Source organism: Streptomyces sp. SID5464 (assembly GCF_009862985.1).
In the GTDB taxonomy this organism is placed as follows: Bacteria; Actinomycetota; Actinomycetes; order Streptomycetales; family Streptomycetaceae; genus Streptomyces; species Streptomyces chartreusis_D.
The window spans coordinates 239,077-264,715 of the sequence record NZ_WWIQ01000010.1 but is presented as its reverse complement, the minus strand read 5'-3'; the positions used below and the strand labels follow the sequence as shown (position 1 = coordinate 264,715).

Annotated in this window: 26 protein-coding genes; 8 read left to right on the top strand and 18 right to left on the bottom strand. The window is 72.9% G+C overall.

The window, feature by feature from the left end:
* Position 1: 1 nt before the first annotated feature.
* Together GTY47_RS11240 and GTY47_RS11235 are read right to left on the bottom strand one after the other, a co-directional pair.
* Entirely contained in the window at positions 2–820 is an 819-nt protein-coding gene (locus tag GTY47_RS11240) for an enoyl-CoA hydratase-related protein (protein ID WP_040902733.1), read from the bottom strand.
* The gene (locus GTY47_RS11235; RefSeq protein ID WP_010035720.1) at positions 817–3,045 is read right to left on the bottom strand and encodes an acetate--CoA ligase family protein; all 2,229 of its coding nucleotides are present in this window, start codon (positions 3,043–3,045) and stop codon (positions 817–819) included. The genes GTY47_RS11240 and GTY47_RS11235 overlap by 4 nt, the downstream gene beginning before the upstream one ends.
* 116 nt (positions 3,046–3,161) lie before the next feature.
* Here GTY47_RS11235 and GTY47_RS11230 point away from each other — a divergent pair, with 116 nt between their 5' ends.
* The gene (locus GTY47_RS11230; RefSeq protein WP_010035718.1) at positions 3,162–4,007 is read left to right on the top strand and encodes an endonuclease/exonuclease/phosphatase family protein; all 846 of its coding nucleotides are present in this window, start codon (positions 3,162–3,164) and stop codon (positions 4,005–4,007) included.
* Here GTY47_RS11230 and GTY47_RS11225 read toward each other — a convergent pair.
* Positions 4,004–5,209 (bottom strand): NAD(P)/FAD-dependent oxidoreductase, encoded by a 1,206-nt coding sequence (locus GTY47_RS11225; protein ID WP_010035716.1) that lies wholly within the window; start codon positions 5,207–5,209, stop codon positions 4,004–4,006. The two genes, GTY47_RS11230 and GTY47_RS11225, sit on opposite strands and share 4 nt — an antisense overlap.
* A gap of 268 nt (positions 5,210–5,477) precedes the next feature.
* Between GTY47_RS11225 and GTY47_RS11220 the strand changes: the two genes are divergently transcribed.
* Positions 5,478–5,903 (top strand): pyridoxamine 5'-phosphate oxidase family protein, encoded by a 426-nt coding sequence (locus tag GTY47_RS11220; protein WP_010035713.1) that lies wholly within the window; start codon positions 5,478–5,480, stop codon positions 5,901–5,903.
* 28 nt (positions 5,904–5,931) lie between these two features.
* Positions 5,932–6,606, top strand: coding sequence for a pyridoxal 5'-phosphate synthase (locus tag GTY47_RS11215; RefSeq protein ID WP_010035711.1), 675 nt, complete (start codon positions 5,932–5,934; stop codon positions 6,604–6,606).
* A gap of 12 nt (positions 6,607–6,618) precedes the next feature.
* Here GTY47_RS11215 and GTY47_RS11210 read toward each other — a convergent pair whose 3' ends face one another.
* The 8 genes from GTY47_RS11210 to GTY47_RS11175 form a co-directional block, all read right to left on the bottom strand.
* Positions 6,619–7,623, bottom strand: coding sequence for a HEAT repeat domain-containing protein (locus GTY47_RS11210; protein WP_010035709.1), 1,005 nt, complete (start codon positions 7,621–7,623; stop codon positions 6,619–6,621).
* Between the two features lie 6 nt (positions 7,624–7,629).
* Complete coding sequence (locus GTY47_RS11205; protein ID WP_010035706.1) at positions 7,630–8,304, bottom strand: HEAT repeat domain-containing protein; 675 nt, start codon at positions 8,302–8,304, stop codon at positions 7,630–7,632.
* Positions 8,305–8,354: 50 nt separating this feature from the next.
* On the bottom strand, positions 8,355–9,230 hold the full coding sequence (locus tag GTY47_RS11200; protein ID WP_010035702.1) for a GNAT family N-acetyltransferase: 876 nt from the start codon (positions 9,228–9,230) through the stop codon (positions 8,355–8,357).
* A gap of 40 nt (positions 9,231–9,270) precedes the next feature.
* Positions 9,271–9,960 carry a GNAT family N-acetyltransferase gene (locus tag GTY47_RS11195; protein ID WP_010035701.1) on the bottom strand — a complete coding sequence of 230 codons (690 nt, stop codon included), beginning with the start codon at positions 9,958–9,960 and terminating at the stop codon, positions 9,271–9,273.
* A gap of 31 nt (positions 9,961–9,991) precedes the next feature.
* Positions 9,992–10,402 (bottom strand): Zn-ribbon domain-containing OB-fold protein, encoded by a 411-nt coding sequence (locus tag GTY47_RS11190; protein ID WP_010035700.1) that lies wholly within the window; start codon positions 10,400–10,402, stop codon positions 9,992–9,994.
* The gene (locus GTY47_RS11185; RefSeq protein WP_010035698.1) at positions 10,402–10,851 is read right to left on the bottom strand and encodes a hypothetical protein; all 450 of its coding nucleotides are present in this window, start codon (positions 10,849–10,851) and stop codon (positions 10,402–10,404) included. The genes GTY47_RS11190 and GTY47_RS11185 overlap by 1 nt, the downstream gene beginning before the upstream one ends.
* A 97-nt stretch (positions 10,852–10,948) precedes the next feature.
* Complete coding sequence (locus tag GTY47_RS11180) at positions 10,949–11,818, bottom strand: MBL fold metallo-hydrolase (RefSeq protein ID WP_010035695.1); 870 nt, start codon at positions 11,816–11,818, stop codon at positions 10,949–10,951.
* 201 nt (positions 11,819–12,019) lie between these two features.
* Positions 12,020–13,192 (bottom strand): acetyl-CoA acetyltransferase, encoded by a 1,173-nt coding sequence (locus GTY47_RS11175; protein WP_029180886.1) that lies wholly within the window; start codon positions 13,190–13,192, stop codon positions 12,020–12,022.
* A 114-nt stretch (positions 13,193–13,306) separates the two neighbouring features.
* Here GTY47_RS11175 and GTY47_RS11170 point away from each other — a divergent pair, with 114 nt between their 5' ends.
* Positions 13,307–14,488 (top strand): acyl-CoA dehydrogenase family protein, encoded by a 1,182-nt coding sequence (locus tag GTY47_RS11170; protein ID WP_010035692.1) that lies wholly within the window; start codon positions 13,307–13,309, stop codon positions 14,486–14,488.
* Complete coding sequence (locus GTY47_RS11165) at positions 14,485–14,955, top strand: nitroreductase/quinone reductase family protein (protein ID WP_010035687.1); 471 nt, start codon at positions 14,485–14,487, stop codon at positions 14,953–14,955. The genes GTY47_RS11170 and GTY47_RS11165 overlap by 4 nt, the downstream gene beginning before the upstream one ends.
* A 90-nt stretch (positions 14,956–15,045) precedes the next feature.
* Here the strand turns inward: GTY47_RS11165 and GTY47_RS11160 are convergent, their stop codons facing one another.
* Positions 15,046–15,693 (bottom strand): TetR family transcriptional regulator, encoded by a 648-nt coding sequence (locus tag GTY47_RS11160; protein ID WP_010035683.1) that lies wholly within the window; start codon positions 15,691–15,693, stop codon positions 15,046–15,048.
* Positions 15,694–15,815: 122 nt separating this feature from the next.
* Here GTY47_RS11160 and GTY47_RS11155 point away from each other — a divergent pair, with 122 nt between their 5' ends.
* The gene (locus tag GTY47_RS11155) at positions 15,816–16,538 is read left to right on the top strand and encodes a VOC family protein (protein ID WP_173937280.1); all 723 of its coding nucleotides are present in this window, start codon (positions 15,816–15,818) and stop codon (positions 16,536–16,538) included.
* A gap of 222 nt (positions 16,539–16,760) precedes the next feature.
* The gene (locus GTY47_RS11150) at positions 16,761–19,139 is read left to right on the top strand and encodes a serine/threonine-protein kinase (protein ID WP_010035679.1); all 2,379 of its coding nucleotides are present in this window, start codon (positions 16,761–16,763) and stop codon (positions 19,137–19,139) included.
* A 30-nt stretch (positions 19,140–19,169) separates the two neighbouring features.
* Here the strand turns inward: GTY47_RS11150 and GTY47_RS11145 are convergent, their stop codons facing one another.
* From GTY47_RS11145 to GTY47_RS11130, 4 genes are all read right to left on the bottom strand, one after another.
* Positions 19,170–20,120, bottom strand: a complete 951-nt coding sequence (locus GTY47_RS11145) for an alpha/beta hydrolase (RefSeq protein ID WP_010035677.1) — start codon at positions 20,118–20,120, stop codon at positions 19,170–19,172.
* A gap of 83 nt (positions 20,121–20,203) precedes the next feature.
* Positions 20,204–20,977, bottom strand: a complete 774-nt coding sequence (locus GTY47_RS11140) for an enoyl-CoA hydratase/isomerase family protein (protein ID WP_040902656.1) — start codon at positions 20,975–20,977, stop codon at positions 20,204–20,206.
* Complete coding sequence (locus GTY47_RS11135) at positions 20,974–21,387, bottom strand: OB-fold domain-containing protein (protein WP_010035674.1); 414 nt, start codon at positions 21,385–21,387, stop codon at positions 20,974–20,976. Before GTY47_RS11135 ends, GTY47_RS11140 begins: the two co-directional genes overlap by 4 nt.
* Position 21,388: 1 nt before the next feature.
* Positions 21,389–22,549 (bottom strand): lipid-transfer protein, encoded by a 1,161-nt coding sequence (locus GTY47_RS11130; protein WP_010035673.1) that lies wholly within the window; start codon positions 22,547–22,549, stop codon positions 21,389–21,391.
* A gap of 105 nt (positions 22,550–22,654) precedes the next feature.
* Between GTY47_RS11130 and GTY47_RS11125 the strand changes: the two genes are divergently transcribed.
* Positions 22,655–24,265: a FadD3 family acyl-CoA ligase gene (locus GTY47_RS11125; protein WP_040902653.1), complete on the top strand. Its 1,611-nt coding sequence runs from the start codon at positions 22,655–22,657 to the stop codon at positions 24,263–24,265.
* Here GTY47_RS11125 and GTY47_RS11120 read toward each other — a convergent pair.
* Both GTY47_RS11120 and GTY47_RS11115 read right to left on the bottom strand, forming a co-directional pair.
* Entirely contained in the window at positions 24,255–25,181 is a 927-nt protein-coding gene (locus GTY47_RS11120) for an SMP-30/gluconolactonase/LRE family protein (RefSeq protein ID WP_010035670.1), read from the bottom strand. The two genes, GTY47_RS11125 and GTY47_RS11120, sit on opposite strands and share 11 nt — an antisense overlap.
* 194 nt (positions 25,182–25,375) lie before the next feature.
* Complete coding sequence (locus tag GTY47_RS11115; RefSeq protein WP_010035668.1) at positions 25,376–25,561, bottom strand: hypothetical protein; 186 nt, start codon at positions 25,559–25,561, stop codon at positions 25,376–25,378.
* Positions 25,562–25,639 lie beyond the last annotated feature (78 nt).

The following is a 25,639-nucleotide window of genomic DNA, read 5'->3' as shown; positions in this document are numbered from 1 at the left end:
GTCAGTGACCCTCGTACACGGGTTTCCGCCGCTCCGCGAAGCTCCGTACGCCCTCCTGCGCGTCCGCCGTCGTCATGTTGATCTCCTGCGCGGCGGCCTCGGCGGCGAGGGCCGTGGCCCGGTCGGTGTCGAGAGAGGCGTTGACGAGCTGCTTGGTGAGGGCGAGGGCCCGGGTCGGGCCGGTGGCGAGGCGTGCGGCCCAGGCGCGGGCCGTCTTCTCCAGGTCGGCGTCCGGGACGACCCGGTTAACCAACCCCATCCGCTCCGCGTCGGCCGCCGTGAGCGCGTCGCCGAAGAACATCAGCTCCTTGGCGCGCTGCGGGCCGATGAGGCGGGGGAGGAGGTACGCGCCGCCGGCGTCCGGTACCAGGCCGCGCCGTACGAACACCTCGATGAAGCGGGCCGACTCGGCGGCCAGGACGAGATCGCAGGCCCAGGCGAGGTGCGCGCCCAGCCCCGCGGCCGTACCGTTCACCGCCGCGATCACCGGCTTCTCGCAGTCCAGGACGGCGGCGATCAGGCGCTGGGCGCCGGTGCGGAGGGTGCGTGCGACATCTCCGGCGACAGGTGCGGTCGTCGTGGCGGCGGTGCCCGCCTCGGCGGTCGCGGTGGTGGCCCGGAGGTCCGCGCCGGCGCAGAAGCCGCGCCCCGTTCCCGTGAGCACGACCGCTCGTACCTCCGCCGACGCGGATGCCTCCGACAGCAGCCGGACGATCACGTCCCGCTGGTCGGGCGTGAGGGCGTTGAGGGCCTGGGGCCGGTTGAGGGTGAGGGAGAGGACGTGGTCGCCGGTGGTGTGCAGAACGGCGGGTTCCGTCATCGGCTGCACACCGCCAGCGCGTCCAGCGCCACCGCGCCCTGCCCCTGGGGCAGGACCATGAGCGGGTTGATGTCCAACTCGGCGAGCTGGTCCCCGAGTTCCAGTGCCATGCGCTGCACGCGCAGGACGACCTCGACCAGCGCGTCCAGATCCGCCGGTGGCCGCCCGCGGACCCCGTCGAGCAGCGCCCGCCCGCGCAGCCCGGCGAGCATGTCCCGCGCCCGCTCCTCGCCGAACGGCGGCACGCCTACGGCGGTGTCGCGCAGGACCTCCACGAGCACCCCGCCGAGCCCGACGGTCACGGTCGGCCCGAACAGGTCGTCGTGCGTGACCCCGACGACCATCTCGACGCCGTGCTCGACCATCTGGCAGACCAGTACGCCGTCCAGCGGGACATCCTCGTAGCGGGCGATGTCGGTCAGCTCCCGGTAGGCGTCGCGGACCTGGCTCGCCGAGGTGAGCCCGATCTTCACGAGGCCCAGTTCGGTCTTGTGGGCGATCCGGGCGCCCGAGGCCTTCATCACCACCGGGTAGCCCACCAGCCCCGCCGCCCGTACGGCCGCCGCCGCGCTGGTGACCAACTGCTCGCGCGGCACGCGGATGCCGTACGCCCGCAGCAGCTGCTTCGCGGCGTGCTCGCTCAGCTGCTCGCCGGGCCGCATCAGCGCCTGGGCCTTGCGGTAGGAGGGGGAGGGAGTGCGCGGGGCGTCGTCGAAGGGGGAGTGGTAGCCGGTCGTGAAGCGGTGGTGGCCGAGGTAGGCGCGGACGGCGGTGAGGCAGTTGCCGACCGTGCGGAAGGTGGCCACGCGGGAGGAGCCGAGCAGGACCTCGCGGTAGGCCGGCTCGGTGCCGACCGGCGAACCCCACACCACGCACACCAGCTTGTCCGTCTGCTCCGCCGCCGCCACCAGGTCCCGGACGAGCCGGTCGCTGAGTGGCGGGAACGGCCCGGTGACCGGGCAGACGAGCACGCCCACCTCGGGGTCGTCGAGGATCGCGTCGATGATCTTCCGGCCGCGCCAGTCGCCGACCGGGTGCCCGCCGTTGTCGACGGGGTTGGCGACGCTCAGGTACTCGGGTATCCACTGGTGCAGCTCGGCCTGTCTGGCCTCGGACAGGACCGGCAGCCGCAGGCCCGCCCCGGTCGCCAGATCGGCGACGTGCGCGCCCGTGCCGCCCGAGATCGAGTAGACGACGACCCCGTCGGCGCGCGGCGGGCGAGCCCGGGCCAACAGGGCGGCGGTGTCCTGGAGTTCGTCGAGTCCGTCGACCCGGATCACGCCGTACTGCCGTAGCGCCGCGTCCACCACCGCGTCCGCGCCGGTCAGTTTGCCGGTGTGGGAGGCGGCCGTGCGGGCGCCGGTCTCGGTACGGCCCACCTTGACCGCGACGACCGGCACACCGCGCCGGGCGGCCCGGTCGGCGGCGAGCAGGAAGGAGCGGCCGTCCTTCAGGCCCTCCAGGTAGCAGGCGATGGCGCCGACCTCGGGCTGCTCGGCGAAGTAGGAGAGGAAGTCGGCGGTCTCCAGGTCGGCCTCGTTGCCGGTGGGCGCCCAGTGGGAGAGGCGGATGCCGAGTTCCTGGAGGGCGAAGACGGGGCGGCCCTGGTGGCCGGACTGGGTGATCAGCGCGATCGCCGGCCCCTGAAGGTCGTCACGGAACCGCTCGAAGGCGTTGAGGTTGGTGTTGGGGCCCAGCAGCCGCATCCCGGACCGCTCGACTGCGGCGGTCAGTCGCCGCTGGGCGGCCTCGCCCTCCGCCCCGGTCTCCGCGAAGCCGGAGGCGAAGACGACCGCGAACCGTGCCTTGGCCTCGGCCAGTTCCTCGACCACCGGGAGGGGGTCGCCGACCAGCACCACGGCCAGGTCGACCGGTTCGGGCAGGCCGGCGACGGAGGGGGAGCAGGGTGTGCCGAAGACGGACGGCCGGCTCGGGTGCACCGGATACAGCCGGGCCCCGACCCGCTCGGCCCAGTCGGCCAGTTGCCGTGTGATGCCGGTGTTGGGGCGCCCCTCGGCATCGGACGCGCCGATCACGGCGACGGACCGGGGGCGGAAGAATCGGTCCAGGTCGGGTACGCCGGCGTGCAGCGGACGCCCGCTGACATCGAGGTCTCCCGTCTGGGCCGGCCTGCCGTGCACGACGGGCCCGGACCGCTCGCCACAGGCGATGGCCCGGGTCCGGCGGGAGTCGGTGGTGAGGGTGCCGTGGGTCGATCCAAGCATCGTTCCGCCCGCTCCTGTGAGACAGCCGCTAACTGACGCTCTGTCAGATTATCTGAACTGACGTGATGTCAGGAATGGCCGGGAGCGGGCGAAGTTGACTGTGTCACCCTGAGACGATGAGCGAGGCGACCTCCGGTGTGCGGTTGATGACCATGAACGTGCTGGCGCCGCAGTACGCCGACGGCCCAGCTCGCCGGGCTGTCCTGGCGCGGGAGCTGCGGCGCCGGATGCCGGACGTGCTGGCCCTCCAGGAGGTGACGCGTGGGGACGTGCGAGCCCTGGTCGACGCGGGCTGGCACGTCGTTCCGCATCCCCGGTGGTCCGCCGACGGTGTGGGAGCGGTACTGGCGGCCCGCCGTCCCTTCGGGCGCACCGTGGCGGACCCGCTGGAGGTGACCGGGCGGACGTCGCTCACCAGCTGGTGCGGAGTCGTCGCCGCCGAACTCCCCCTGCCCGAGCCCCTCGGCACGCTCCTCGTGGTGCACCACAAGCCGAGCTGGCCCTACGGCTGGGAACGTGAGCGGGAGCTGCAGGCGCTCGTCACCGCCCGGCTGGTCGAGAGGGCCGTCGCCGAGCGCCCCGTGCGCCACACGGTCCTGCTCGGCGACCTCGACGCGCCGCCCGAGGCCGCCAGCCTGCGGTTCCTTGAAGGGCTGCAGTCGCTCGACGGCATGAGCGTCTGTTTCCAGGACGCCTGGTCGGCCGCGCGTCCCGGCGAACCGGGACCGACGTTCAGCTCCGCCAACCCGCTCGTACGGCAGGGCGACATGCCCGAGGCGTCGGATCGCCGCATCGACTACGTCCTGCTCCGGTGCGGCCGCCACGGCCCGACCCTGCGGGTCTCCTCGTGCGAAAGGGTCCTGGTGGAGCCGGTCGACGGTGTGCAGGCGAGTGACCACTACGGTGTGGCCGCCGACCTGGCACTGCCCGGGCACAGCCCGGGCAGGTGGGTCGTGGGCTAACCGGGCAGCCGCGACACCGCACCCGACCCGTCCCGGGCGACGGCCTTCGCGATCTTCAGGGCGTCGATCGCCATCTCGCGGAGGTTGCCGCTGATGGGGTTCGTGAAGCCGGTGAAGTACAGGCCGGGGGCGGTATTCGGGGTGCGGGCGCCGTGGACGACGGGCCTGCCGCGGGGGTCCAGCACGCCGAGGTGGCCCACGAGGGGCTCCAGGGCGCGGACGTAGCCGGTGGCGGCGATCACGGTGTCCGGGGAGATCCGGGTGCCGTCGGCCAGGACGATCTTGCCGCCCTCCTCGAAACCGTCCACGGCGGCCACGATCTCGACCTCGCCCCTGCGTACGGCGTCGATCAGTCCGACGTCCTGCACGGGGATCGCCCCCTCCTTCACCCGGCTGTACAACCCGGTGTCGGGGCGCGGCAGTCCGTGCGCCGACAGGTCGGGCACGGCCACCTTCGCCTGCACGCGGCTGATCCGGTCGACGAGGCCGACCGGCAGCCGCCGTACGAGGATGCCGCTGTACTGGGCGGCCCAACCCGCGGTCGAGCGGCGCACGATGTGCGGGACGGTCCGCACGGCCAGCCGGACCCGGGAGGCACCGTTCTCCACCAGGTCGACGGCGATCTCGGCCCCGGTGTTGCCGACCCCGACGACGAGGACGTCCCGGCCGGCGTAGGGCTTGCCGCTGCGGTACTCGCCGGCGTGCAGGAGCTCGCCGGTGAAGGTGTCGCGGCCGGGCCAGTCGGGCACGCGGGGCGTGTGGTTGTAGCCGGTGGCGACGACGACCGCCGCCCCGGCCAGCTCCCGTCCGCCGGTGGCGTGCAGCAGCCAGCCCGTGCCGTCGGGCGCGCGCTCGATGCGGGACACCTCGACGCCGGTGACGATGTCCAGCCGGTGGTGCTCCGCGTACTTCTCCAGGTACCGCACCACGTTGTCCCGGGACACCCATCGCCCGAACCGGCGCGGCATCGGCAGCCCGGGCAGGGACGACAGCCGGCGGGTGGTGTGCAGGTGCAGCCGGTCGTAGTGCCCGCGCCAGGACGCCCCGACGCGGTCGGACTTCTCCAGGACGACGGCCCGTATGCCCCGGGCCCGCAGCGCGTACGCGGCGGAGAGTCCGCCGGGGCCGCCGCCGATGACGTAGACGGGGCGGTCGGGTGCGGGGTGCGCGGGGGAGTGTGTGGGGGATGTCGAGTCGGCCATGAGCGGGAGCGTAGCCACGGGCCCGCTTGATGGGTCTCGGTCAAGACCGGAATTGGTTTCGGATCGATCACGACTGTAGGGGGACGGGGTGGGGCCGGTGGCGTAGCGGGCCTGATTGTGGCGGGCCGGTGATCGTTTCCGGCGGACCGTTCCCGACGATCGTTCATCACGAATCGCAGGGTGCGCCTCCGACGGGAACACCCGTCCGTGGAACGGGTGTTGAGAGGACACCGATGGAGAACGGAACGCACCCGCGAAGGAGACCGGAATGGCCCTGACCCGCGAAGAGCGCGAACAGTTCCTGGCCGAGCCGCACATCGCCGCGCTGGCGGTCGACGCAGGGCCGGGCCGCGCGCCGCTGACCGTGCCGATCTGGTACCAGTACGAGCCCGGCGGCGACATCTGGATCATGACGGGCCTCGACTCCCGCAAGAACGAGCTGATCAGTGCGGCGGGCCGGTTCTCGCTGATGGTGGACCGGCTGGAGCCGACCATCCGGTACGTGTCGGTCGAGGGCCCGGTCGTCGACACCGCCCCCGCCACCCTCGACCAGCTGCGCGAGCTCTCGGCACGCTACCTGCCGGCCGACAAGGTCGACGGCTACGTCGACTTCTCCTGGAAGAACCACGGAGAAATGCTGGTGCTGCGGATGCGGCCGGAGCGGTGGGTGTCGTCGGACCTCGGACAGGTGTGAGCAGCCCTCCGGGGGTGACAATCGGGGGATGGCAACGGATCTGCACGAGCTGCTGAGGTCACTGCGGGTCTGGGACCCGCAGGTCACTCACCTGCCCCCCTTCGACCCGACGACCGCCCCTGCCACCCCGCTGCCGCTCTTCACCGAGTGGTTCGCGGCGGCGGTGGCGGCCGGGCAGACCGAGCCGCACACCATGTCGCTGGCGACCTCCGACGAGTCCGGCCTGCCCGACGTGCGGATCGTCATGCTGCACGGCGCCGACGAGACGGGCTGGTCCTTCGCCTCCCACGCCGGCAGCCGCAAGGGCCGTCACCTCGGCGCCCGCCCGTACGCCGCGCTCGGCTTCTACTGGCCGGTCCTGGGCCGGCAGGTACGGGTCCGCGGCCCGGTGTCGTCGGCACCGTCGGAGGAGGCCCAGGGCGACCTCCACGCCCGCTCGACGGGCGCGCTGGCCGCGGCACTGACCGGCCGGCAGAGCGAGGTCCTGGGCTCGGTGGAGGAGCTGACGCGGGCGTCCGAGGCGGCGTGGGAGCGGGCCCGGGGCGAGCCGGCGGCTCCCGTACCGTCCTGGACCCTGTACCGGCTGCGGCCGGACGAGGTGGAGTTCTTCCAGGGAGACGCGGCACGGCGGCACGTACGGCTGCGGTACCGGAGCACCCGGGAAGACGGGGAAGGGTGGACACGGGAACTGCTGTGGCCGTGAACGGACCTGGGCTCATCGCGCCTCGCGGATCCCGAGAATGTACGCCGCAGTGAGCGCGACGGCACGGTCGTCGTCATGGGACAGGTCCGCGAGGGCACGGGACGCTGTGGTACCCGGGATGTCCGCGAGCGCCTGGGTGAGCCGTCGACGCGCGGACGAGTCAACGGTGCCGTCGGCCAGGCGGTCGACGAGCCTGCCGGCGATCTGATCCGCCAACGCGGGACGACTCGCCAGCGCGCTGAGTGCGTCGGCTGCGTCGACGTCGTTCGCCTCCTCGACGATCATGCCGACGAGCGTCGGGACCGCGTCGGCCACCCCACGTGCCCCGAGCGCCAGAGCCGCGTACCTGCGGACCACGATGTCGGGGTTCGCGAGGGCGTCCCGCAGCAGTGCGGTCGCCGCACCTTCCGGAATCTCGGCGACGCACTGGACGGCGCGTTGGCGCACCTCGGCCGCCGGTGAGCCGAGGCCCTCCGCCAGCAGCGCCAGTCCGCCGCCGCCCGACTGCGCCAAGGCCCAGCGAAGGGCTCCGGCGACGTTCGGGTCCGTCTCGCTCAGCGCTGCCTCGACCAGTGCTTCCACCGGCACCGGCACCTCGTCGACCGAGGACAGGGCCGCGCGCTGGCGCGTCCCCGCGCTCTTCGACCCCAACGCCTGGAGGAGCGCGACGGTCTGGAGGACGTCCTCCCAGCCGGCGGGTTCCGCGGCACCGATCCGACCAAGTCGCGTGAGCAGCTCCGTCTCGGCCGCGATGCGTTCTCGCGTCTGGCGGATGAGGTCGTCGACGAGCTCCGAGGGCGTGAAGCCGGGATCATCGAGCGCACGCCCGACTTCACGCAGTGACAGCCCCAGCGACCGCAGGCTCTCGATATGGAAGATGCGCCGGATGTCCTCAGTGGAGTACTCGCGATAACCGGCGTCGGTACGACCCGTCGGCCGCACCAGGCCGAGCGAGTCGTAGTGCCTGAGCATGCGGGCGCTGACCCCGGACCGCCGTGCCACGTCACCGATCAACACTGCCTGTCATCCCTCCTGGCTGCTCGTGCCGAGCGCCACGACGCGCTTCGCCTCCTCGATCGCGAACTCGAATCCGGCATCCGGGTCGCGCAGCAGCCGTTCCGTGGCGAGCGCGTGGGCGCGCACCCGGGGGTCGGGATCCGCCATCGCCGCGCGCAGGGTCGTCATGATCCCCTCACCGAGTGCGATCAGCGCCCGGCTGAGGCTCAACTGCGTCTCGCGCTCGCCGCGCCCGAGCTGTGTGGCCAGCACTCCGGCCAGTTCCGGCTCCTCGCCTCCGGGCACGAGAACGACCGCCGCCCGCCAAGCGCTGCGCGCCACCTCGTCGTCGGCGTCGGTCAGCAGCGCCCGTGTGATCGCCGGCCACGCCTGCCGATCCCCGATCTTGGACAGCGTGTGCAACGCCTGACTCCGTGCCTGCGCACGCTCCGAGCGCAGCTCGTCGAGAAGCTTCGGGACCGTCATCGATGCCGGGTGACGGGTGAGCGCCCAGGTCAGCATTTCGCGGACGTGGAACTCCGGCTCGATCGCGCATCGTTCGATGAGCCTGCCGATGAACCGCGGGTCCGGGACAGTGCCGACCGCCAGCGCTGCCCGCAACCGCACTGACGAGCGGCTGTCCTCCAGCCCCCGAAGACCTCGAACCGTGTCCGCGTCCGTGCCCTGCTTCGGCATGTTCATCGGGACCACCTCCTCCTCGGCACAGTGAAGGCCTTGTCACTGTGTCAAGGTCAAGCCGGCACGGACCGCCCTGTGAAGTCGTACACCCCGAAGTCCGCCACCGGCCGGTACCCGATCCGCTGGTACAGGCCGTTGCTCGTGGGGTTCGACAGGTCCGTGAAGAGGAGCACCTCCTGCGCTCCGGCCGCGAGGGCGGCGCGGCTGACCTCGGCTGTGGCGGCGCCCGCGTAGCCTCGGCCGCGCAGGTGGGGCGGGGTGTAGACCGAGGCGACGCGGACCTGGCCGGCGACCTCGGGGGTCCTGCCGGCCATGGCGGCGGGGGTTCCGTCGGGGGTCTCCCAGAACGTGATGCCGCCCTGCTCGATACGGGCGTCCGCCCACTCGGCGGCGTCCCGGACGGTGCCCATGCCGAGCGACGCGGAGAACTCCTCGTGCCAGCGGATGAGTTGCTTCCGGTCCGCCTCGCCGGCGATGCGCGGCCGGCCGGGCGGTACCGGGCGGGGCAGGGTCAGGGTGCCGAGCCGGTAGAGCCGCTGACGCTGGCGGAGCGTGGCCGTGGCGCCCGTGTGCCGCTGCCAGGCCGCCGCGAAGACGGTGGCGGTGTCGCGGTCGGCCTGCACGCCGGGCAGGCGTTGCCCGAGGGCGGCCAGCCGTGCGGCCAGCGCATCGGCCTCCTCGGACGTCAGGGCGGTGAGGTTCAGCCGGTGCGGTGGTGTGCGGAAGAACGCCGCCCGGACCACACCGTCCTGTTCCAGTACGCCGTACTCCGGTATTCCGTCGCCGTAGACGTGCCGGCCGCGTGTGCGCAGGGTCTCCGTGACGGTCAACGGCACGGTGTGGAGGGCCGGTCGGGAGCGGAGGAAGGCGCCGGCTCGGGTCAGGAAGGCGTCGAGGTCCTGGGTGAGGTGCCAGTCGTCGGTGCGCATGCCCCATGGTGCCGCGCACGCCCCGGCCGGCACCTCCGAATTACGCCCCGGGCCCTCGCCTCGCATCCGGTACCTGGTCCGGGCCTGCGTCCGGGGCCGGTCCCGGGTCCGCACGCGGTCCCGGTTCCCCATCCGCATCCGGTTCCGGATCCGTCGCCAGCCGTGCGTGCAGGTGGGCGTCCCGGAACGCGTCGTGCCGGCCCTCCTGGAAGATCGCCCCGCGCAGCGTCCCCTCGTACGCGAACCCGCACCGCTCGGCGATCCGGCAGGAGGCGTCGTGGCCGACGGCGTGGTCCAGTTCCAGCCGGTGCAGGCCGAGTTCGGTGAGGGCCCAACGGGCGGCGAGCAGGAGGGCCCGGGTGGCGACGCCCCGGCCGCGGGCCTCGGGGAGTACCCAGTAGCCGACGCGGGCGACCTTCAGGTGGTACTTGATCTCGTTGACGCCGATGTGGCCCAGTGCCGTGCCGCTGCGGGCGTCCGCGATCCGGAACGACATGGAGGTGCCCTCCGCCGCGCTCTGGGCCCGCGCGAGCAGCGACTCCCGGGCGCTCGTCCGGTCCGTGACCAGCCTCAGCGGGGTGTTCCAGCGCCGGAACTCCGGGTCCCGCATGCCGCGCAGCCAGGTCTCGACGTCGGAGCCGGACGCGGCGTCCCAGGGGCGCAGACGGAGGCCGTGGCCGTGGATTTCCGGGAGGGGGCCGGTCTGGGACCGGTCGCGTATGGGGGCCATGGGGCCATTCAAGCGCGTGGGGCGGTGCCGTTCACCCGCCGATCGCACCCGGCGCGACACGGAACACCGGGATCCCGTCCCGGAACACGACCTCCAGTTCCGCCCCGGCCGACAGCTCTCCCGCCGAACCCGTTCCCACGACCTCCGTCATCATCCGCGGCCCCTCGGCGAGGTCGACCACGGCGGCGACGTACGGGGTGCGTTCCGTGAAGGGCGGCAGGTCGTTGCGGTGGACGACGGACCAGGTGTAGAGGGTGGCCCGGCCGCTCGCGGGCTCCCAGGCGACGTCCTCGCTCCAGCAGTGCGGGCAGAACTCGCGCGGGTAGTGGTGGGCCCGGGCGCAGGCCCGGCAGCGGCGGATCAGCAGCCGGCCCTCGGCGGCCGCGTCCCAGTACGCCCGGGTGAAGACGTCCGGCTCGGGCAGGTCGAACCGCCCGGCCATCAGAACAGCCCCAGCGCGCCGTCGAGCGACCAGGTCTGCCAGGACATCCCGAACAGGCCGACCACCGACATCAGCGCCATCATCGCGTTCTGCCCCTGCTCGGCCACGTCGTGGATCATGAGGGTGAAGTAGAGGGCGTTGAGGAGGAGCCCGCCCGCCAGGGCGATCGGGGTGAGGAAGCCGGTGATCAGGCCCAGTCCGAGCGCGAGTTCCGCGTAGACGACGACGTACGCCATCGCGCGCGGGTGGGGCGCGACGACCGTCTCGAAGCCCGAACGCACGGCGCTCCAGCGGTGCTCGGCGGCTATCCCGGCGGCCCATGTGATGCCGGTGCCCCGTGCGAACCAGGCCTTGCGGTCCTTGTGCCGCCAGCTCTCCAGCCACCACAGCCCGAGCCCGATCCGCAGCACGGCCAGCCATTCCGCTCCGCTGAGCCAGATCGTGTCCATGCCCATGCTCCCGCATTGCCGCCGACACTGAATCTGACGGTACGTCAGATCTCGTTCTCCCAACAAGCCCTGGAGCGACCGGCCTTCAGGCGCCCCCTCACCATTGCACCGCCGTGAAGTCGATCGGCCGGGGGCGCAGCCCCCGGGTGCGATCCGCCAGGGCGCGCACCCGCCGGGACATCTCGTCGGCGGGCAGGCGCCGGCGGTCGCCATGGCCCGGCAGGAGCCACTCGAAGCGCAGGTCACCGGCCGTCCTGGCCAGGGAACGGGCCAGTTCCTCGATGGAGTGCCACGTCACGCTCTCGGCGACCTCCAGATCGGCTGTCGTGCGTGACCAGTAGAAGCTGTCGCCGGTGAAGCAGTAACGGTCGTCCGCGAGGTAGAGCACACTGCCCCGGGTGTGGCCGGGCAGTGGATGGGCGGTGACCCCCTCGCCGATCTCCACGGGGTCCACTCCACGGATCACCCGGTCGGCGTCCGGTGCCGCGTCGAGGTCGCCCTCGTGGATCCACAGCCGGGCGCCGAAACGGTCCGCGTAGCGGCGGCCGTGCGCGGCATGGTCGCGGTGGGTGAGCAGTACGTCGGTGACCGGGCCCGACGCCGCGTACCGGGCGGCCAGGTCAGGGCTCCAGCGCGGTGTGTCGATCATCATCGCCGTGCCGGACGGCCGCAGCAGCAGGTAGGAGTTGGCCCCGGCGGTGCGGGGGGAGTTGTGGCCGCAGAGCAGCACGGCTTCGTCCAGGGCCATGGGGAACGGGTCCAGCGTCGGGTCCGGCCGGCCGGTCGCCGGGCGGATCGAGCGGGTGGGGCAGGCGAACGCGGCCGCGTGTAAGCGCCGCGTCTCCGCCGCGTCCCTCGGCGGCCGCAGGATCCGCGACCTTCCTTCCGCCTCGCCGATCAGCCCGGGAGCGAGCTGCCGGGCCACGTCGCAGTTGACGCAGCGGTCGTCCACGTACCAGTCGTCCATGGCAGGCGTAGCAGGCATGACAGGGCTCCTTCCAAGGGGGGAACGGCCCCGAGTGGGGGCGCCGGCTCAGGGACCCCTTCAGGTTCCCCGGTCGCGGCCGAAACCGGTAGGCCCCGCCGATCTTGTGTTCTCACCGCCGAGCCACTCTCCCGACCTGCCGCTGCGCAAGGCGTTATGCGACCTTTTGCGGTCAGATGCCCCTTACCCCGCCCCCAACACCACCGTCCCCGAGGAGCAGAACCACCCACCCGTCCCGGACGCCACTCCCAGCCGCGGCAGTGCCCCGTCGGCACCCCGCCGCACCTGCCGCTCCCCGGCCTCCCCCCGCAACTGCCGCACCGCCTCCACCAGCAGGAACAACCCCCGCATCCCGGGATGCTGGGCCGACAGCCCACCCCCGTCGGTGTTCACCGGAAGCCCCCCGCCCCCGACCCGCAGCCGGCCCTTCTCCACGAACGCCCCGCCCTCGCCCTTGCCGCAGAAGCCGAGGTCCTCCAGCGTCACCAGGGTCATGTAGGTGAACGCGTCGTAGATCTCCGCGAAGTCCATCTCGTCCGGCCGTACGCCCGCCCGCTCGAAGGCCAGCCGTCCGCTCACCGCCGCCGGGGACACGGTGAAGTCCGCCCACCCGGACATCGCCGCGTGCGAGACGTGCTCCCCGCTCCCCAGCACCCACACCGGCGGAGTACGGCAGTCCGGTACGTACTCCTCCGCCGCCAGCAGCACCGCCGCCCCGCCGTCGGAACGCACGCAGCAGTGCAGCTTGGTGAAGGGATCGGCGATCACCGGGCCGGCCAGGACCTCGTCCACCGTGACCGGGGTGCGGAACATCGCCTCCGGGTTCAGGGCCGCGTTGGCCCGGGCCTGGACCGCCACCTCCGCCAACTGCTCGATCGTCGTGCCGAACTCGATCATGTGGCGGCGAGCCGCCATGGCGTACTTCGCGATCAGGGTGTGGCCGTAGGGGACCTCGAACTGCAGGGGGCCGCGCGTGCCGAAGGACAGCGTCCCGGTGCGGCGGCCCGCACGGACGTCCGCGCGGGCCGTCGAGCCGTAGGCCAGCAGCACCACGCGCGCGTGCCCGGCCGCGATCGCGTCCGCCGCGTGGGCCGCCATGACCTCCCAGGTGGAGCCGCCGACGGAGGTGGAGTCGACCCAGGTGGGGCGCAGGCCCAGGTACTCGGCGACCTCGACCGGGGCCAGGGTGCCCAGGCCGGCCGAGGCGAAGCCGTCGACCAGCGAGCGGTCCAGGCCCGCGTCGGCCAGGGCGCGCCGGGCCGCCTGGGCGTGCAGGGCGTACGGGGTCGCGTCGGCCACCCGGCCGCAGTCCGAGAGGGCCACGCCGACGACGGCCACTTTCCTCCGGGCAACCATGAATCTGACGGTACATCAGATATGCCCGTCGGCGGGAGCGGCAGGACTCTGGGCATCCCCGCCCCTCCGCCCTAATATGACGCACCGTCAGATGTGGAGAGAGGTAGATCCCCCATGGACGCCCGCTTCACCGCCGAACAGGACGAGATCCGCCGCACCCTGCGCGAACTGCTCCACAAGCGCTCCGGCCCCGAGGAGCTGCGGGCCGCCGTCGGCACCCCGGCCGGGTACGACCCGGCCCTGTGGACCGCCCTCGCCGAACAGCTCGGCCTGCCCGGACTGGCCCTCCCCGAGGCCCACGGCGGTGTCGGCTGCTCGGTCACCGAGCTGGCCCTGGCCTGCGAGGAGACGGGCCGGGTCCTCGCCCCCTCCCCGCTGCTCGCCACGGCCGTCCTCACGGCACCGCTGCTGCTCGCCCTCGGCACCGACTCCCAGCGCGCGAACCTCCTCCCGGGTATCGCCTCCGGCAGGCTCACCGCCGCGCTCGCGGTGCCGGGGCCCGCCCTCGCCACCGCCCTCGGGCTCACCGGCCACGACCCGCGCGGGGAGTGGGCCGGCGGCGGACGGGCCGGGGGCGTGCAGGCCCGGCGGATCGACGGCGGCTGGCGGCTGTACGGGCAGGCCGACCAGGTCCTCGACGGGCACAGTGCTCACCTGCTCCTGGTCGCCGCGCACAGCGGCGGCTTCGCCCGCTCCCGCGTCCTGCTCTTCCTCGTGCGTGGTGACGCGGCCGGTGTCACCCGCGTACGGCAGACCGCACTGGACGCGACCCGTCCGCAGGCGCGCCTCCAACTGCGAGATGTGCCGGCTGAGTTGCTGGGCGGCGCTGACACCGACTCCCTCCCCGCCCTCGCCCGGCTCGGCGGCACCGCGGCCGCCTGTCTCGCCGCCGAGGCCGTGGGGGCCGCCGACCGGGTGCTGGAGCGGACCGTCGAGTATGTCGGGCGGCGGGAGCAGTTCGGACGGCCGGTCGGCTCCTTCCAGGCGGTCAAGCACCGGCTGGCCGACGTGTACGTCCAGGTGCAGGCGGCCCGCTCGGCGGCGTACTACGCGGCCTGGGCCGCCTCCCACGGCGAGCCGGTCGGCGGCCTCGCGCTCGCCCAGGCGCTCCAGGCCCTGCGCTCGGCCGCCGCCGAGGGGATCCAGCTGCACGGCGGCATCGGTTTCACCTGGGAGCACGAGGTTCACCTGTACTTCAAGCGTGCCGCGGGCGACGAGCTGCTGTTCGGGCCGGTGCACCGGCTGCGGGCGCACGCCGCCGACGTGGCGCACGTCTTCGAGGAGGCCGGCCGATGAGGGGCGTGCGGTTCGTGCAGAAGGTGTCCTCCACGCGGGGTTTCGCGCGGCTGGCGCCGTACGTCTTCCCGGCCCTGGACCGGGCCGTGCACCGGCTCACGCGCGGAAAGGTGCTGCTCAGCGCGCAGCTCCTGCCGGGTGTGGTGCTGACCTCGACCGGGGCGAGGAGCGGCCGGCCCCGTCGTACACCGCTGGCCTGTATGCCGGAGGAGGACGGGCGCAGCTGGCTCCTCGTCGGGTCCAACTTCGGGCGGCCGGGGCACCCCGCCTGGAGCCACAACCTGCTCGCGCATCCCGACGCCCGCATCAGCTGGAAGGGCCAGGACATCCCGGTCACGGCCCGGCTGCTGGAGGGGGCGGAGCGGGCGGCGGCCTGGCAGGCGGTGCTGGCGTTCTGGCCGCCGTACGCGGCGTATCAGGCGCGGGTGGAGCGGGAGATCCGCTTGTTCAGGATCGTACGAAGGTAGAAAGCGCAACAGGCGGCGGTCCACTCGGGTGGACCGCCGCCTGGCAGACAGGACTTGGGTGCGGGAAAAGGCCGGGGTCGGCGGGCCGGGTTACTTCGTCGGCTTCCTGCCCGTGACGCCCAGGTGCACCAAGAGTGCGAGGTTCGGCTTCAGTTCGGCCTGCTTGACGCCCCAGGAGGAGAAGCCCTTCTGGTGGGAGGCGACGGCCGCGAGCATCGCCACCAGCGAACCGGCGACGGCCGCCGGGTTCACGTCCTTGTCGACCCTGCCCTTGGCCTGGAGTTCGGCGACGGCGTCCGCGAGGGAGTTGTTCACCGAGTTGAGGATCTTCATCCGGAGCTTGTAGAAGCGCTTGTCGCCCTCGGCGGCGCCGAGATCGACGACCCGGAGGATCGCGTCGTTCTTGCGCCAGAACTCCAGGAACCCGTCGACGAGTTCCTGCGCCGTCTGCCAGCCGGCCTTGCCGGCCCAGGAGCGGCCCTGGAGGAGCTCGGTCAACGCGGCGCCCTCGGTCGCCATTTGCTCGGCGATCTCCAGGACGGCGCCCTCGACGTCCGGGAAGTACTGGTAGAAGGTCGCGGGCGAAGTGCCCGCCTTCCGGGCGACATCGATGACTTTGACGTCCCGGTACGGGGAGGAGCTGAGCATCTCGCTGAGGCAGTCGAGCAGCTTCTGCCGGGTCGCCTGCCCACGCCGGCCGGCCACGCGGCCGTCGACGGTACGCACTTGTCCTGTCATGCCGTCAGCTTACCGAGGCGTGATCGGGGCGCGATTCGGCCGACTGCAAATGGGGTGTAAGGGAGTGCGGGGGCTGGTGTGCCTGGTCTGCGGGCTGCGGCGGTCGCGGTTACGTTGTCGACATGGCCGAAAACAGGGCATCGGTGTACGCAGAGGGCGTTCCCTGCTGGGTGGACGCGCAGCTTCCCGACGTCGAGGCGGGCAAGCGGTTCTACGGTGAACTTTTCGGGTGGACCTTCGAGGACTGGTTCGGCCCTTTCGCGCAGGCGCTGAAGGACGGTGAACCCGTGGCCGCGCTGGTCCGCAAGATGGACGGCCGGCTGCCCACCGTCTGGACCGTGTACTTCGCGACCCCGGACGCGGCGGCCCTGGTCCGGCGTATCAGGGCGGCCGGCGGGCAGGTCGTCTCGGCGCCGGTGCCGGCCGGCGAGCTGGGCGTCACCGCTCTGGTCACCGACGCGGAGGGGGCCGTCTTCGCCCTGTGGCAGCCGGGCGAGCACCCCGGCTTCGGCAGGCGGCACGAGCCGGGCACCTTCGCCTGGGCCGAGCTGTACGCCCGGGACACCGAGGCGGCCAACGCCTTCTACGGCGATCTCTTCCAGGAGGCCCTGTTCGGACCGGACGCCGAGCCCGACTTCGGCCGCGCCCCGGTCTCCGACGTGTTCCCGGCCGAGATGCCGCCCCATCTCCTCGTCCACTTCGCCGTCGAGGACGTCCCGGCCGCGCTGGAGGACGTCACCCGGCTCGGTGGCCGGATCCAGGCCCCGCCCTTCCAGACCTCGTACGGGACGGTCGCCGTCGTCACGGACAATCAGGGGGCGTCCTTCGCGCTGCTGCACCGCTGAGCAGGGCCGTGCCGGGCTGAGCAGGGCTGATCAGGCAGTGTTTGGTCATCATTTGATCGCTTGCGTACGGAGACATCCCAATTGTCACCGGGTTCGCAACCAGGGCTCCGGCCAGGAAGAATCAGGGTGCGTGCCGCCATGGCGGTGCGGTGGTGAGACGCTGCACGGGGTCGCGTGGAACATGTGGCTTGGCGCGGCTCGTACGGGGAGGTGGCAGGCAGAGTGGTGGATCAGCTGACGCAGCACGATCCGCGGCGGATCGGGCCGTTCGAGGTGCTGGGACGGCTGGGTGCCGGCGGCATGGGGCTGGTCTATCTCGCGCGCTCGGCGTCCGGCCGGCGCGTGGCGATCAAGACCGTCCGGACGGAGCTGGCCGAGGACCAGCTGTTCCGGGTGCGCTTCACCCGTGAGGTGGAGGCGGCCCGGGCCGTCTCCGGCTTCTACACGGCCGCGGTCGTGGACGCCGATCCGCGCGCCGCCGTGCCGTGGCTCGCCACCGCGTACGTTCCCGCGCCCTCCCTCGAAGAGATAGTGAACGACTGCGGGCCGCTGCCGGCCCAGGCGGTGCGCTGGCTGGCGGCGGGCGTGGCCGAGGCGCTCCAGTCCATCCACGGCGCCGGGCTGGTGCACCGGGACCTGAAGCCGTCGAACGTCCTGGTCGTGGAGGACGGCCCCCGGGTGATCGACTTCGGTATCGCGTCGGGCGTTTCGAACACGCGTTTGACGATGACGAACGTCGCCGTCGGCACGCCCGCCTACATGTCCCCCGAGCAGGCCAAGGACTCCCGCAGCGTCACGGGCGCGAGCGACGTCTTCTCCCTCGGCTCCATGCTGGTCTTCGCCGCCACGGGACACCCGCCCTTCCACGGCGCCAACCCGGTCGAAACGGTCTTCATGCTGCTGCGCGAGGGCCCGGACCTGGAGGGTCTCCCGGACGAGCTGCGGCCGCTCATCGAGTCCTGCATGCAGATGGACCCCACGGCCCGCCCCAACCCGGCCGACCTCCAGGCCCAGCTGGCGCCCCACCTCTTCGGCTCCGGCTCCGACGACAGCGGCACGGCGTCCGCGTGGCTGCCCGAGCGGGCGGTGAGCCTGATCGAGTCCCGCCGCAACGGCCGCCCGGCCGGCAAGCCCGCCCCCGGCGCCGGCCGCAGCGGCGGCGGACGCCCCGCCCCGGGCCCCGCCCCCATCCCGCCCCCGCCCTCGCACGACCCCGTCGTCCCGGCGCCCGCGCCCGCACCCGTCGGCGGCCCCGACACCGGCCCGGTGCGGCTGGCCGGCGCCCAGGTGCCCATCGGGCCGGGCCCGCGCGTGGCCGACGTCCGTGCCGCCGCCGTCAAGGCGCCCCCTCCGGAGGCCGCCCTCGCCGCCTCCTGGTCCAAGCCCCGCCCCGGCGTCAACGGCACCGACCCCGCCGTGGGCCCCGCCGTCGCCGCGCCCCCGGCCCCGGCCGCGCCACCCGAGCAGGCGAGCGGCTGGCGGCCCTGGCGCTTCCGCATGTCGAACGACGTCTGGGGCACCCCGTCCGTCGACGGCGACCTGGTCTACGTCACCTCGTTCGAGGTACACGCGCTGGACGTGGCCACCGGCCGCCGCCGCTTCAAGACCCGGGACGTCGCCTGGTCCATGGCGGTCGCGGACGGCCGTATCCACGCCTCCGACGGGCCCACGCTGTTCGCCCTCGACGCCCGCGAGGGCGCCGACCTCTGGCGTCTCCAGACGGACGCCTGGGTCTACTCGCTCAAGGCCGAACGCGGCACGGTCGTCACCGGCACCCGCGGCGGCGGTGTCCAGGGCTGGGAGGCCTCGAACGGCCAGAAGCTCTGGGAGGTCACCGGCTGCCAGAGCGACTTCGAGTCGCCCGAGGCCGGACCCGCCCTGCACGACGGCACGGTCTACGTGTGGCAGGACGCCCGGCTGCGTGCCCTGGACGCCCGCACCGGCGACGAGCGCTGGTCGTACCCCATCGGCGACGCGGCCTCCTGCGGCGGCGTCCCGGTCCGGGTCGCCCAGGCGTCCGACGGGTACGTCTACGTCTGCGCCGGCACCCGCGTCCTCGCCCTCGACGTGGCCGCCGGGCACGTGAAGTGGCACTTCGAGGCGCCGGCCGTCTTCCTCTCCCCGCCCACCTTCGTCCCCGGCCCGGCCGTCACCGGCGGCGGCATCTACCTGGCCGACTACCTCGGCACGGTCTACGCCCTCGACGCCACCGACGGCCGGGACCGCTGGCGCATCGCCACCGAGTCCCGGGCCTGCGTCGACCCCGTCCTGGTCGCCGCAGGCCATGTCCACGTGGGCAGCGGCAAGGGCCTCTACACCCTCGACGCGGTCACCGGCACACCCAAGTGGCGCTTCCAGGCGGGCGGCGACATCGTGGGCGCCCCCTCGGTGGCCGAGGGCCGTATCCACTTCGGCTCCACCGACCACCTGCTCTACACCCTGAAGGCCGACGACGGGCGGCTCCGCTGGAAGCTCGCCACCGGCGGCGAGATCACCGGCTCCCCGGTCGTCCGGGACGGGGTGGTGTACGCGTGCAGCAAGGACCGCTGCGTGTACGCGCTGGACGCGGAGAAGGGCACGGGCACGGCGCGCACGAGCTAGGACACCTCCAGGGGGTGTCCGCACCAGGCGTCAGTCCCGCAGCTCCGTCAGGAAGTCCAGCAGCGCCTCGTTCACCTCGGTGGGCCGCTCCTGCTGCGTCCAGTGGCCGCAGCCCGGCAGTACCAGCGGCTTCCGGCGCAGGTTCGGCATCAACTCGGGGAGTTTCTCGATCAGTTCGGGCGTGCCCGGGAAGGCCGGGACCAGGTCGCGGTCGCCGTACACGTACAGCGCCGGCGGGGACACGACCGCTCCCTGCCAGGGGGCGGTCAGCTCCCAGTTGCGGTCCAGGTTGCGGTACCAGTTGAGCGCGCCGGTGAAGCCCCGCGCGTAGCTGTCGGTGAGGGCGTCGAGGTCCTCCTCGGTCAGCCACCCGGGCAGCACCTCGGGGTCGGGCGCGTCCGCCAGCCAGCCGCGGTCCAGGTCGACCAGGGCCTGCTCGGGGCGTCCGGCGCCCGGGGCGTCACCGGAGGCGGAGTACAGCAGCTTGCGCAGGGTGGCACGGGTGTCGGTCTCGAATTCGGCTTCGGCGACACCCGGCTGCTCGAAGTAGTTCCAGTAGAAGCGCCCCTCGAACCGCTCCCGCATGGTCCTCAGGGGCGGCTGCGCGCCACGGAACGGCGGCGGCACGCTCAGCCCGGCGACCCCGCGCACCACGTCCGGCCGCAGCAGCGCGGTGTGCCAGGCCACCGGCGCGCCCCAGTCGTGCCCGACGACGAACGCCCGCTCCTCGCCCAGCGCGTGGACCAGCCCGACCACGTCGCCCACCAGGTGCAGGATGCTGTACGCCGCCACGTCCTCGGGGTGATCGCTGCGCCCGTATCCGCGCTGGTCGGGCGCGACCACCCGGAAACCGGCCTCGGCCAGCGGCCCGAACTGGTGCCGCCAGGAGTGCCAGGACTCCGGGAACCCGTGCAGCAGCACCACGAGCGGGCCCTCGCCCTGCTCCGCGATGTGCAGCCGTATGCCGTTCACGTCGATCATCCGATGCTCAACCACCCGTCGAGCATACGCGTGTACGGGTAAACGATTCCCTGACGCAACCGGCCCTCCGCGCAACGGGTACCTCAACGCAACCGGTACTCACGCCGTCGCCCCGCGAACAGCCGGGCCTGTTCCTCACCCGTCGCGTTCCCGAGCGCGATCAGATGCGGCGCCTGCGCGAACCCCCGGGACCGCCCCGCCTCACTCGCGGCCCACAGCGCCCGCACGGTCCCCTGCACGGCCTCGGTCGGGAACCCGGCGAGGACGGTGGCGCACACCCGCGCCGCCCCCAACGCCTCGCCCTCCGCCACGAGTTCGGACACCAGACCCACTTCGTACGCCCGCCGCGCGGAGATCCGCTCCGCCGTGCCCATCAACGCCATCCGCGCGACCTCCCCGTACGGCATGCGCTGCGCCATGAGGACGGACTCGTAGGCGCTGACCATGCCGTAGGCGGTGTGCGGGTCGAAGAAGGCGGCGGTGGTGTCGGCGACCAGGAACTCCGCCTCCCCGAGCAGGTAGAAGGCACCCCCGCAGGCCATTCCGCGGACGGCGGCGACGACCGGCTTCCACAGGTCGTTCGCCTTCGGCCCGATGCCGAGCAGCGGATCGTCCTGCGCGTACGGCGAGTTCGGCTGCGGTACGACGGCGTCCCGGTCGATGCCCGTGCAGAAGGCGCGCTCACCGGCACCGGTGAGGACGACGGCCCGCACGGAGTCGTCGAACCGCAACTCCTGCCAGACCCGGGCGAGATCACCGGCCATCTCCAGGTCGACGGCGTTGAGCCGGTCGGGCCGGTTCAGGGTGACGACGGCGACCCCGCTGTCCTTGTCGGCGCTGACCAGCACCCTGCTCATGACCGCTCCGGAACCCACCGGGGAAGCCCGTCGTCGAAGACGGCCCGCACCCGGGCGCCGATCCTCAGGCGGTCCGCCGCAAGGGAGCCGAGCGGCTCACCGGGACCGGCGACGAGGTTGCCGACGAGCCGGATGCGCGGCGCCTCGTCGAGTTCGACGACCACCACGTTGTACGGCGCCAGTTCGGCATAGCCGGGCAGCAGCGGCGGATGCGGAACGACGTAGGACCAGACGCGGCCCCGGCCGGACATCCGGCGCCACTCGCCCTCGAAGGACTGGCAGTGCGGGCAGCAGGGCCGCGGCGGGAAACGGAGCTCACCGCAGCCGGCGCAGGCCTGGACGCGGAGCTCGCCCCGGGCGGCGTACTCCCAGAAGGGGGCGCCGTCGGTGTCGGTGACGGGACGCAGCATGTCAACTCCTCAGCAGCACAGCGGAGGTCGGGACGCCCTCGCCCGCGGTGACCAGGCAGGCCGAGGCGCCCGGGACCTGCGCGGTACTGGTCCCGCGCAACTGCTTCACCCCTTCGTTGACGAGGTTGAAGCCGTGCACATAGGCCTCGGACAGGCCGCCCCCGCCGGTGTTCACGGGCAGCGGCCCGCCGATCTCCAGCGCCCCGCCCTCGGTGAACGCCCCGCCCTCGCCCCGCCCGCAGAAGCCGTAGCCCTCCAGGGACAGCAGGACCAGGGGGGTGAAGGCGTCGTAGATCTGGGCGACGTCCACGTCCTGCGGCGTCAGGTCGGAGTGCTTCCACAGATGCCGGGCGGCGGTCCAGGCCGGGCCGGTGAGGGGGTCGTCGTTCCAGTAGTTGACCATGCCGTGGTGCTGGGCCGGGAGCGACTGCGCGGCGGAGTGGACGTAGACGGGCTTGCGGCGGCAGTCCCGGGCGCGCTCGGCGGAGACGACGACGCAGGCCAGTGCCCCGTCCGTCTCCAGGCAGTTGTCGAAGAGGCACAGGGGTTCGCTGATCCACCGGGACGTCATGTACATCTCGCGGGTCAGGGGCCGGTCGTACATGATCGCGGCCGGGTTCTGGTTGGCCCGGTTCCGGCAGGCCAGGGCGACGTTGAACAGGTGGTCCCGGGTGGCCCCGTACTCGTGCATGTAGCGCCGGGCGAGCATCGCGATCTCGTCGACCGGCCTGAGCAGCCCGAACGGCCGGGTCCACTGGGCCGGGGTCGGCAGCTGGACGGCGGTGTTCGTCCAGGGCCGGGGCCCGCTGCCCCGCTTGCGCGACCGCCAGGCGACGCCGACGCTCGCCTGCCCGGTGGCGACGGCGGCGGCGAGATGGGCCACGGTCGCACAGGAACCGCCGCCCCCGTAGCCGACCTTGCTGAAGAAGGTGAGGTCACCGAAGCCGCAGGCCTTCGCCAGCTCCACCTCGTCGGTCTCCTCCATGGTGTAGGAGGCGAGGGCGTCGACCTCGCCGGGCGCGATCCCGGCGTCGTCGAGGGCGGCCAGGACGGCACGGCAGGCGAGGGTGCGCTCGTCCTCGGGGAGCCGCTTGGCGAAGGGCGTCTGGCCTATGCCGACGATGGCGGTGGCGTCCTTGATGCCGCCCGATCCTGCTGCCATGCTGCGCGCACCTCCGGGCCGAACGGTTCGCTGACAGACCGTCAGATTACAGCTAATCTGACGGAGAGTCAGCTCCTGTGCCGGCTACTGCTGGGGAGGCTTGCGGTGCGAGCGGATACGGAGTGGGGAAGCATCCCGGGCCTGGTGCGGACGGCGGCCGAGCGGTACGCGGACGTCGAGGCGGTCGTCGAGGGCCGCACCCGGATCACCTACGCGGAGCTGGGCGCCCGCGCGGAGCGCGCGGCGGCGGCCTGTCTGGCGAACGGCGTCGGACCGGGCGACCGGGTCGGCATCTGGGCGCCGAACACGCTCGACTGGATCGTCAGCGCGCTGGGCGCGATCTCGGCCGGTGCGGTGCTCGTGCCGCTGAACACCCGCTTCAAGGGCGCGGAGGCGGCGGACGTGCTGCGCCGCAGCGGGGCGCGGTTGCTGTTCGTGACGGGCACGTTCCTCGGCACGTCGTACGTGGCCTCGCTGCGCCGAGCGGCGGGACACGGCCCGGGCACCGGACCGCTGCCCGGTCTGCCGGACCTGGAGCACGTGGTGGTCCTCGCGGAGGACGCCCCGGTGGACTTCCGCACCTGGAAGGACTTCCTGGCGAGCGGAGAGGCGGTCGGTGCGGCACAGGTGCGGGCCAGGGCGGACGCGGTCGACGGCTCCCGGCCCTCGGACATCGTCTTCACCTCGGGCACGACGGGCCGCCCGAAGGGCGCGGTCATCACCCACGCCCAGACGCTGCGGGCGTACGAGATCTGGAGCGAGCTGGCGGGTCTGAGCCGGGGCGACCGCTACCTCATCGTCAACCCGTTCTTCCACACCTTCGGCTACAAGGCCGGGGTGCTCGCCTGTCTGATGCGGGGCGCGACGATGATCCCCCAGCCGGTGTTCAACGTGGACACGGTCCTGGCCAACCTCGCGGCCGAACGGGTCTCCGTGCTCCCCGGCCCCCCGACGCTCCTGCAGTCCCTCCTGGACCACCCGGCCCGGGACGCGCACGACCTGTCGGACCTGCGTCTCGTGGTGACGGGAGCGGCGGTGGTGCCGCTGGGACTCGTCGAGCGGCTGCGCGGGGAACTCGGCATCGACACGGTCCTGACGGCCTACGGCCTCTCCGAGGCCGGCGGCGTCGTCACGATGTGCCGGCGCGGCGACGACCCGGCGGTGATCGCGTCGACGTCGGGCCGCGCGATCCCCGGCACGGAGATCCGGGTCGTGGACTCCCGGGGTGAGCCCCTGGGGCCCGGCACACCGGGCGAGGTCCTGGTCCGCGGCTTCAACGTCATGACCGGCTACCACGAGGACGCGGCGGCCACCGCCGAGGTGCTGTCGGAGGACGGCTGGCTGCGCACGGGCGACGTGGGCGTCCTGGACGCCGCGGGCAACCTGCGCATCACCGACCGCCTCAAGGACATGTTCATCGTCGGCGGCTTCAACGCCTACCCCGCCGAGATAGAGCAACTCCTGAACCTCCACCCGGACGTGGCGGACGTGGCCGTGATCGGCGTGCCCGACGCCCGGCTGGGGGAGGTCGGCAGGGCCTACGTCGTACGGCGGCCGGGCGCCCTGCTGACGGCGGACGACCTGATCGCCTGGTCCCGCAGGGAGATGGCGAACTACAAGGTCCCGAGGACGGTGGAGTTCGTGGCGGAGCTGCCCCGCAACGCGAGCGGGAAGGTCGTGAAGGGAGCGCTGCGGGACGGCCTCCTCAGCGGCTGACCGGCGGCAGCGGAGGGGTCCCGGTGACGGACATGACGAGGGAGTACAGGGTGCTGTCGGCCGCGATGAACAGCCGGTTGCGCCGGGCGCCGCCGAACCGGATGTTGGCGACGGTGCCGGGCACCAGGACGCGGCCGAGGAGCGTGCCGTCGGGGTCGTAACAGTGCACACCGCCGTGCATGGCGGCGGCCCACAGGCGCCCCTCGTCGTCGAACCGGATGTTGTCGAAGTTGCCGTCGTGGCACTCGGCGAAGACGTCGCCGCCGGTCAGGGTGCCGTTCGGCCGGACGTCGAAGACGCGGATGTGATTGGCCAGGCTGTCCGACACGTACAGCTTGCGCTCGTCGGGGGAGAACACCAGCCCGTTGGGGCCCTGGAAACCCTCGGCGGCCGGCCGCACCTCGCCGCTGCGGGGGTCCACGCGGTAGACGTTCCGGGCTCCGATCTCGCTCTCCCCGCGGTGCCCCTCGTAGTCGGTCGCGATCCCGAACTCGGGATCGGAGAACCACACCGAGCCGTCGGACCTCACCACGGCGTCGTTCGGGCTGTTGAGCCGCTTCCCCCGGAACCGGTCGGCGATCACGGTGACCGAGCCGTCGTGCTCGGTCCGGGTGACCCGCCGGTTGCCCTGCTCGCAGGTGATGAGACGGCCCTGGCCGTCCAGGGTGTTGCCGTTGGGGTACCCGGCGGGCGAGCGGAAGACTCCGACGGACCCGGTGGTCTCGTCCCAGCGGAGCAGCCGGTCGTTCGGGATGTCGCTCCACAGCAGATACCGTCCGGCCGGCACGTACACCGGCCCCTCGGCCCACCGGCACCCCTCGAACAGCGTCTCCAGCCGCGAGTCCCCCGCCTGGCACCGGCCGGTCCGGAACCGCTCGTCGAGCGTCTCGTACAACTGCGGCTGCTCGCCGGGCATGGGGCGCCACCTTCACCGTCGGGCCGACTGCTGATCTGCCGGACCCACTATGACGCGCGGGGGTACCGGATGTCCCGGTCGACACCGGGCGGACACCGGGCACACATCGGCCGCGACGGCTCCCCCTCCGCGCCGCCGCGGCCGAACCCCGTGTGGTTCCCCCGTCGCCTTCCCCCGTCGCCTGCGCGGACCGCCTACTTCGTCGGCTTGAACGGCTCCGACGTGGCGTGCAGGTCCTTGGTCTCCAGCGGCTCGTCGGTGGCGTGCAGGTCCTGCGTCGTCACGGTCCCCTCCTCCGTGGCGTGCAGGTCCTCCGTCGAGGCCTGGCCGTCCGTGCCGCCCGTGGCGTGCAGGTCCTGCGGCTTGAGCTCGTCGCCCATGATCGTCAACTCCCCTTGGCATGGATCAAGCAGTGAGGTCGGCGGGCCCGCCCGGTCACTCCCCCGAGGGTGACCGGA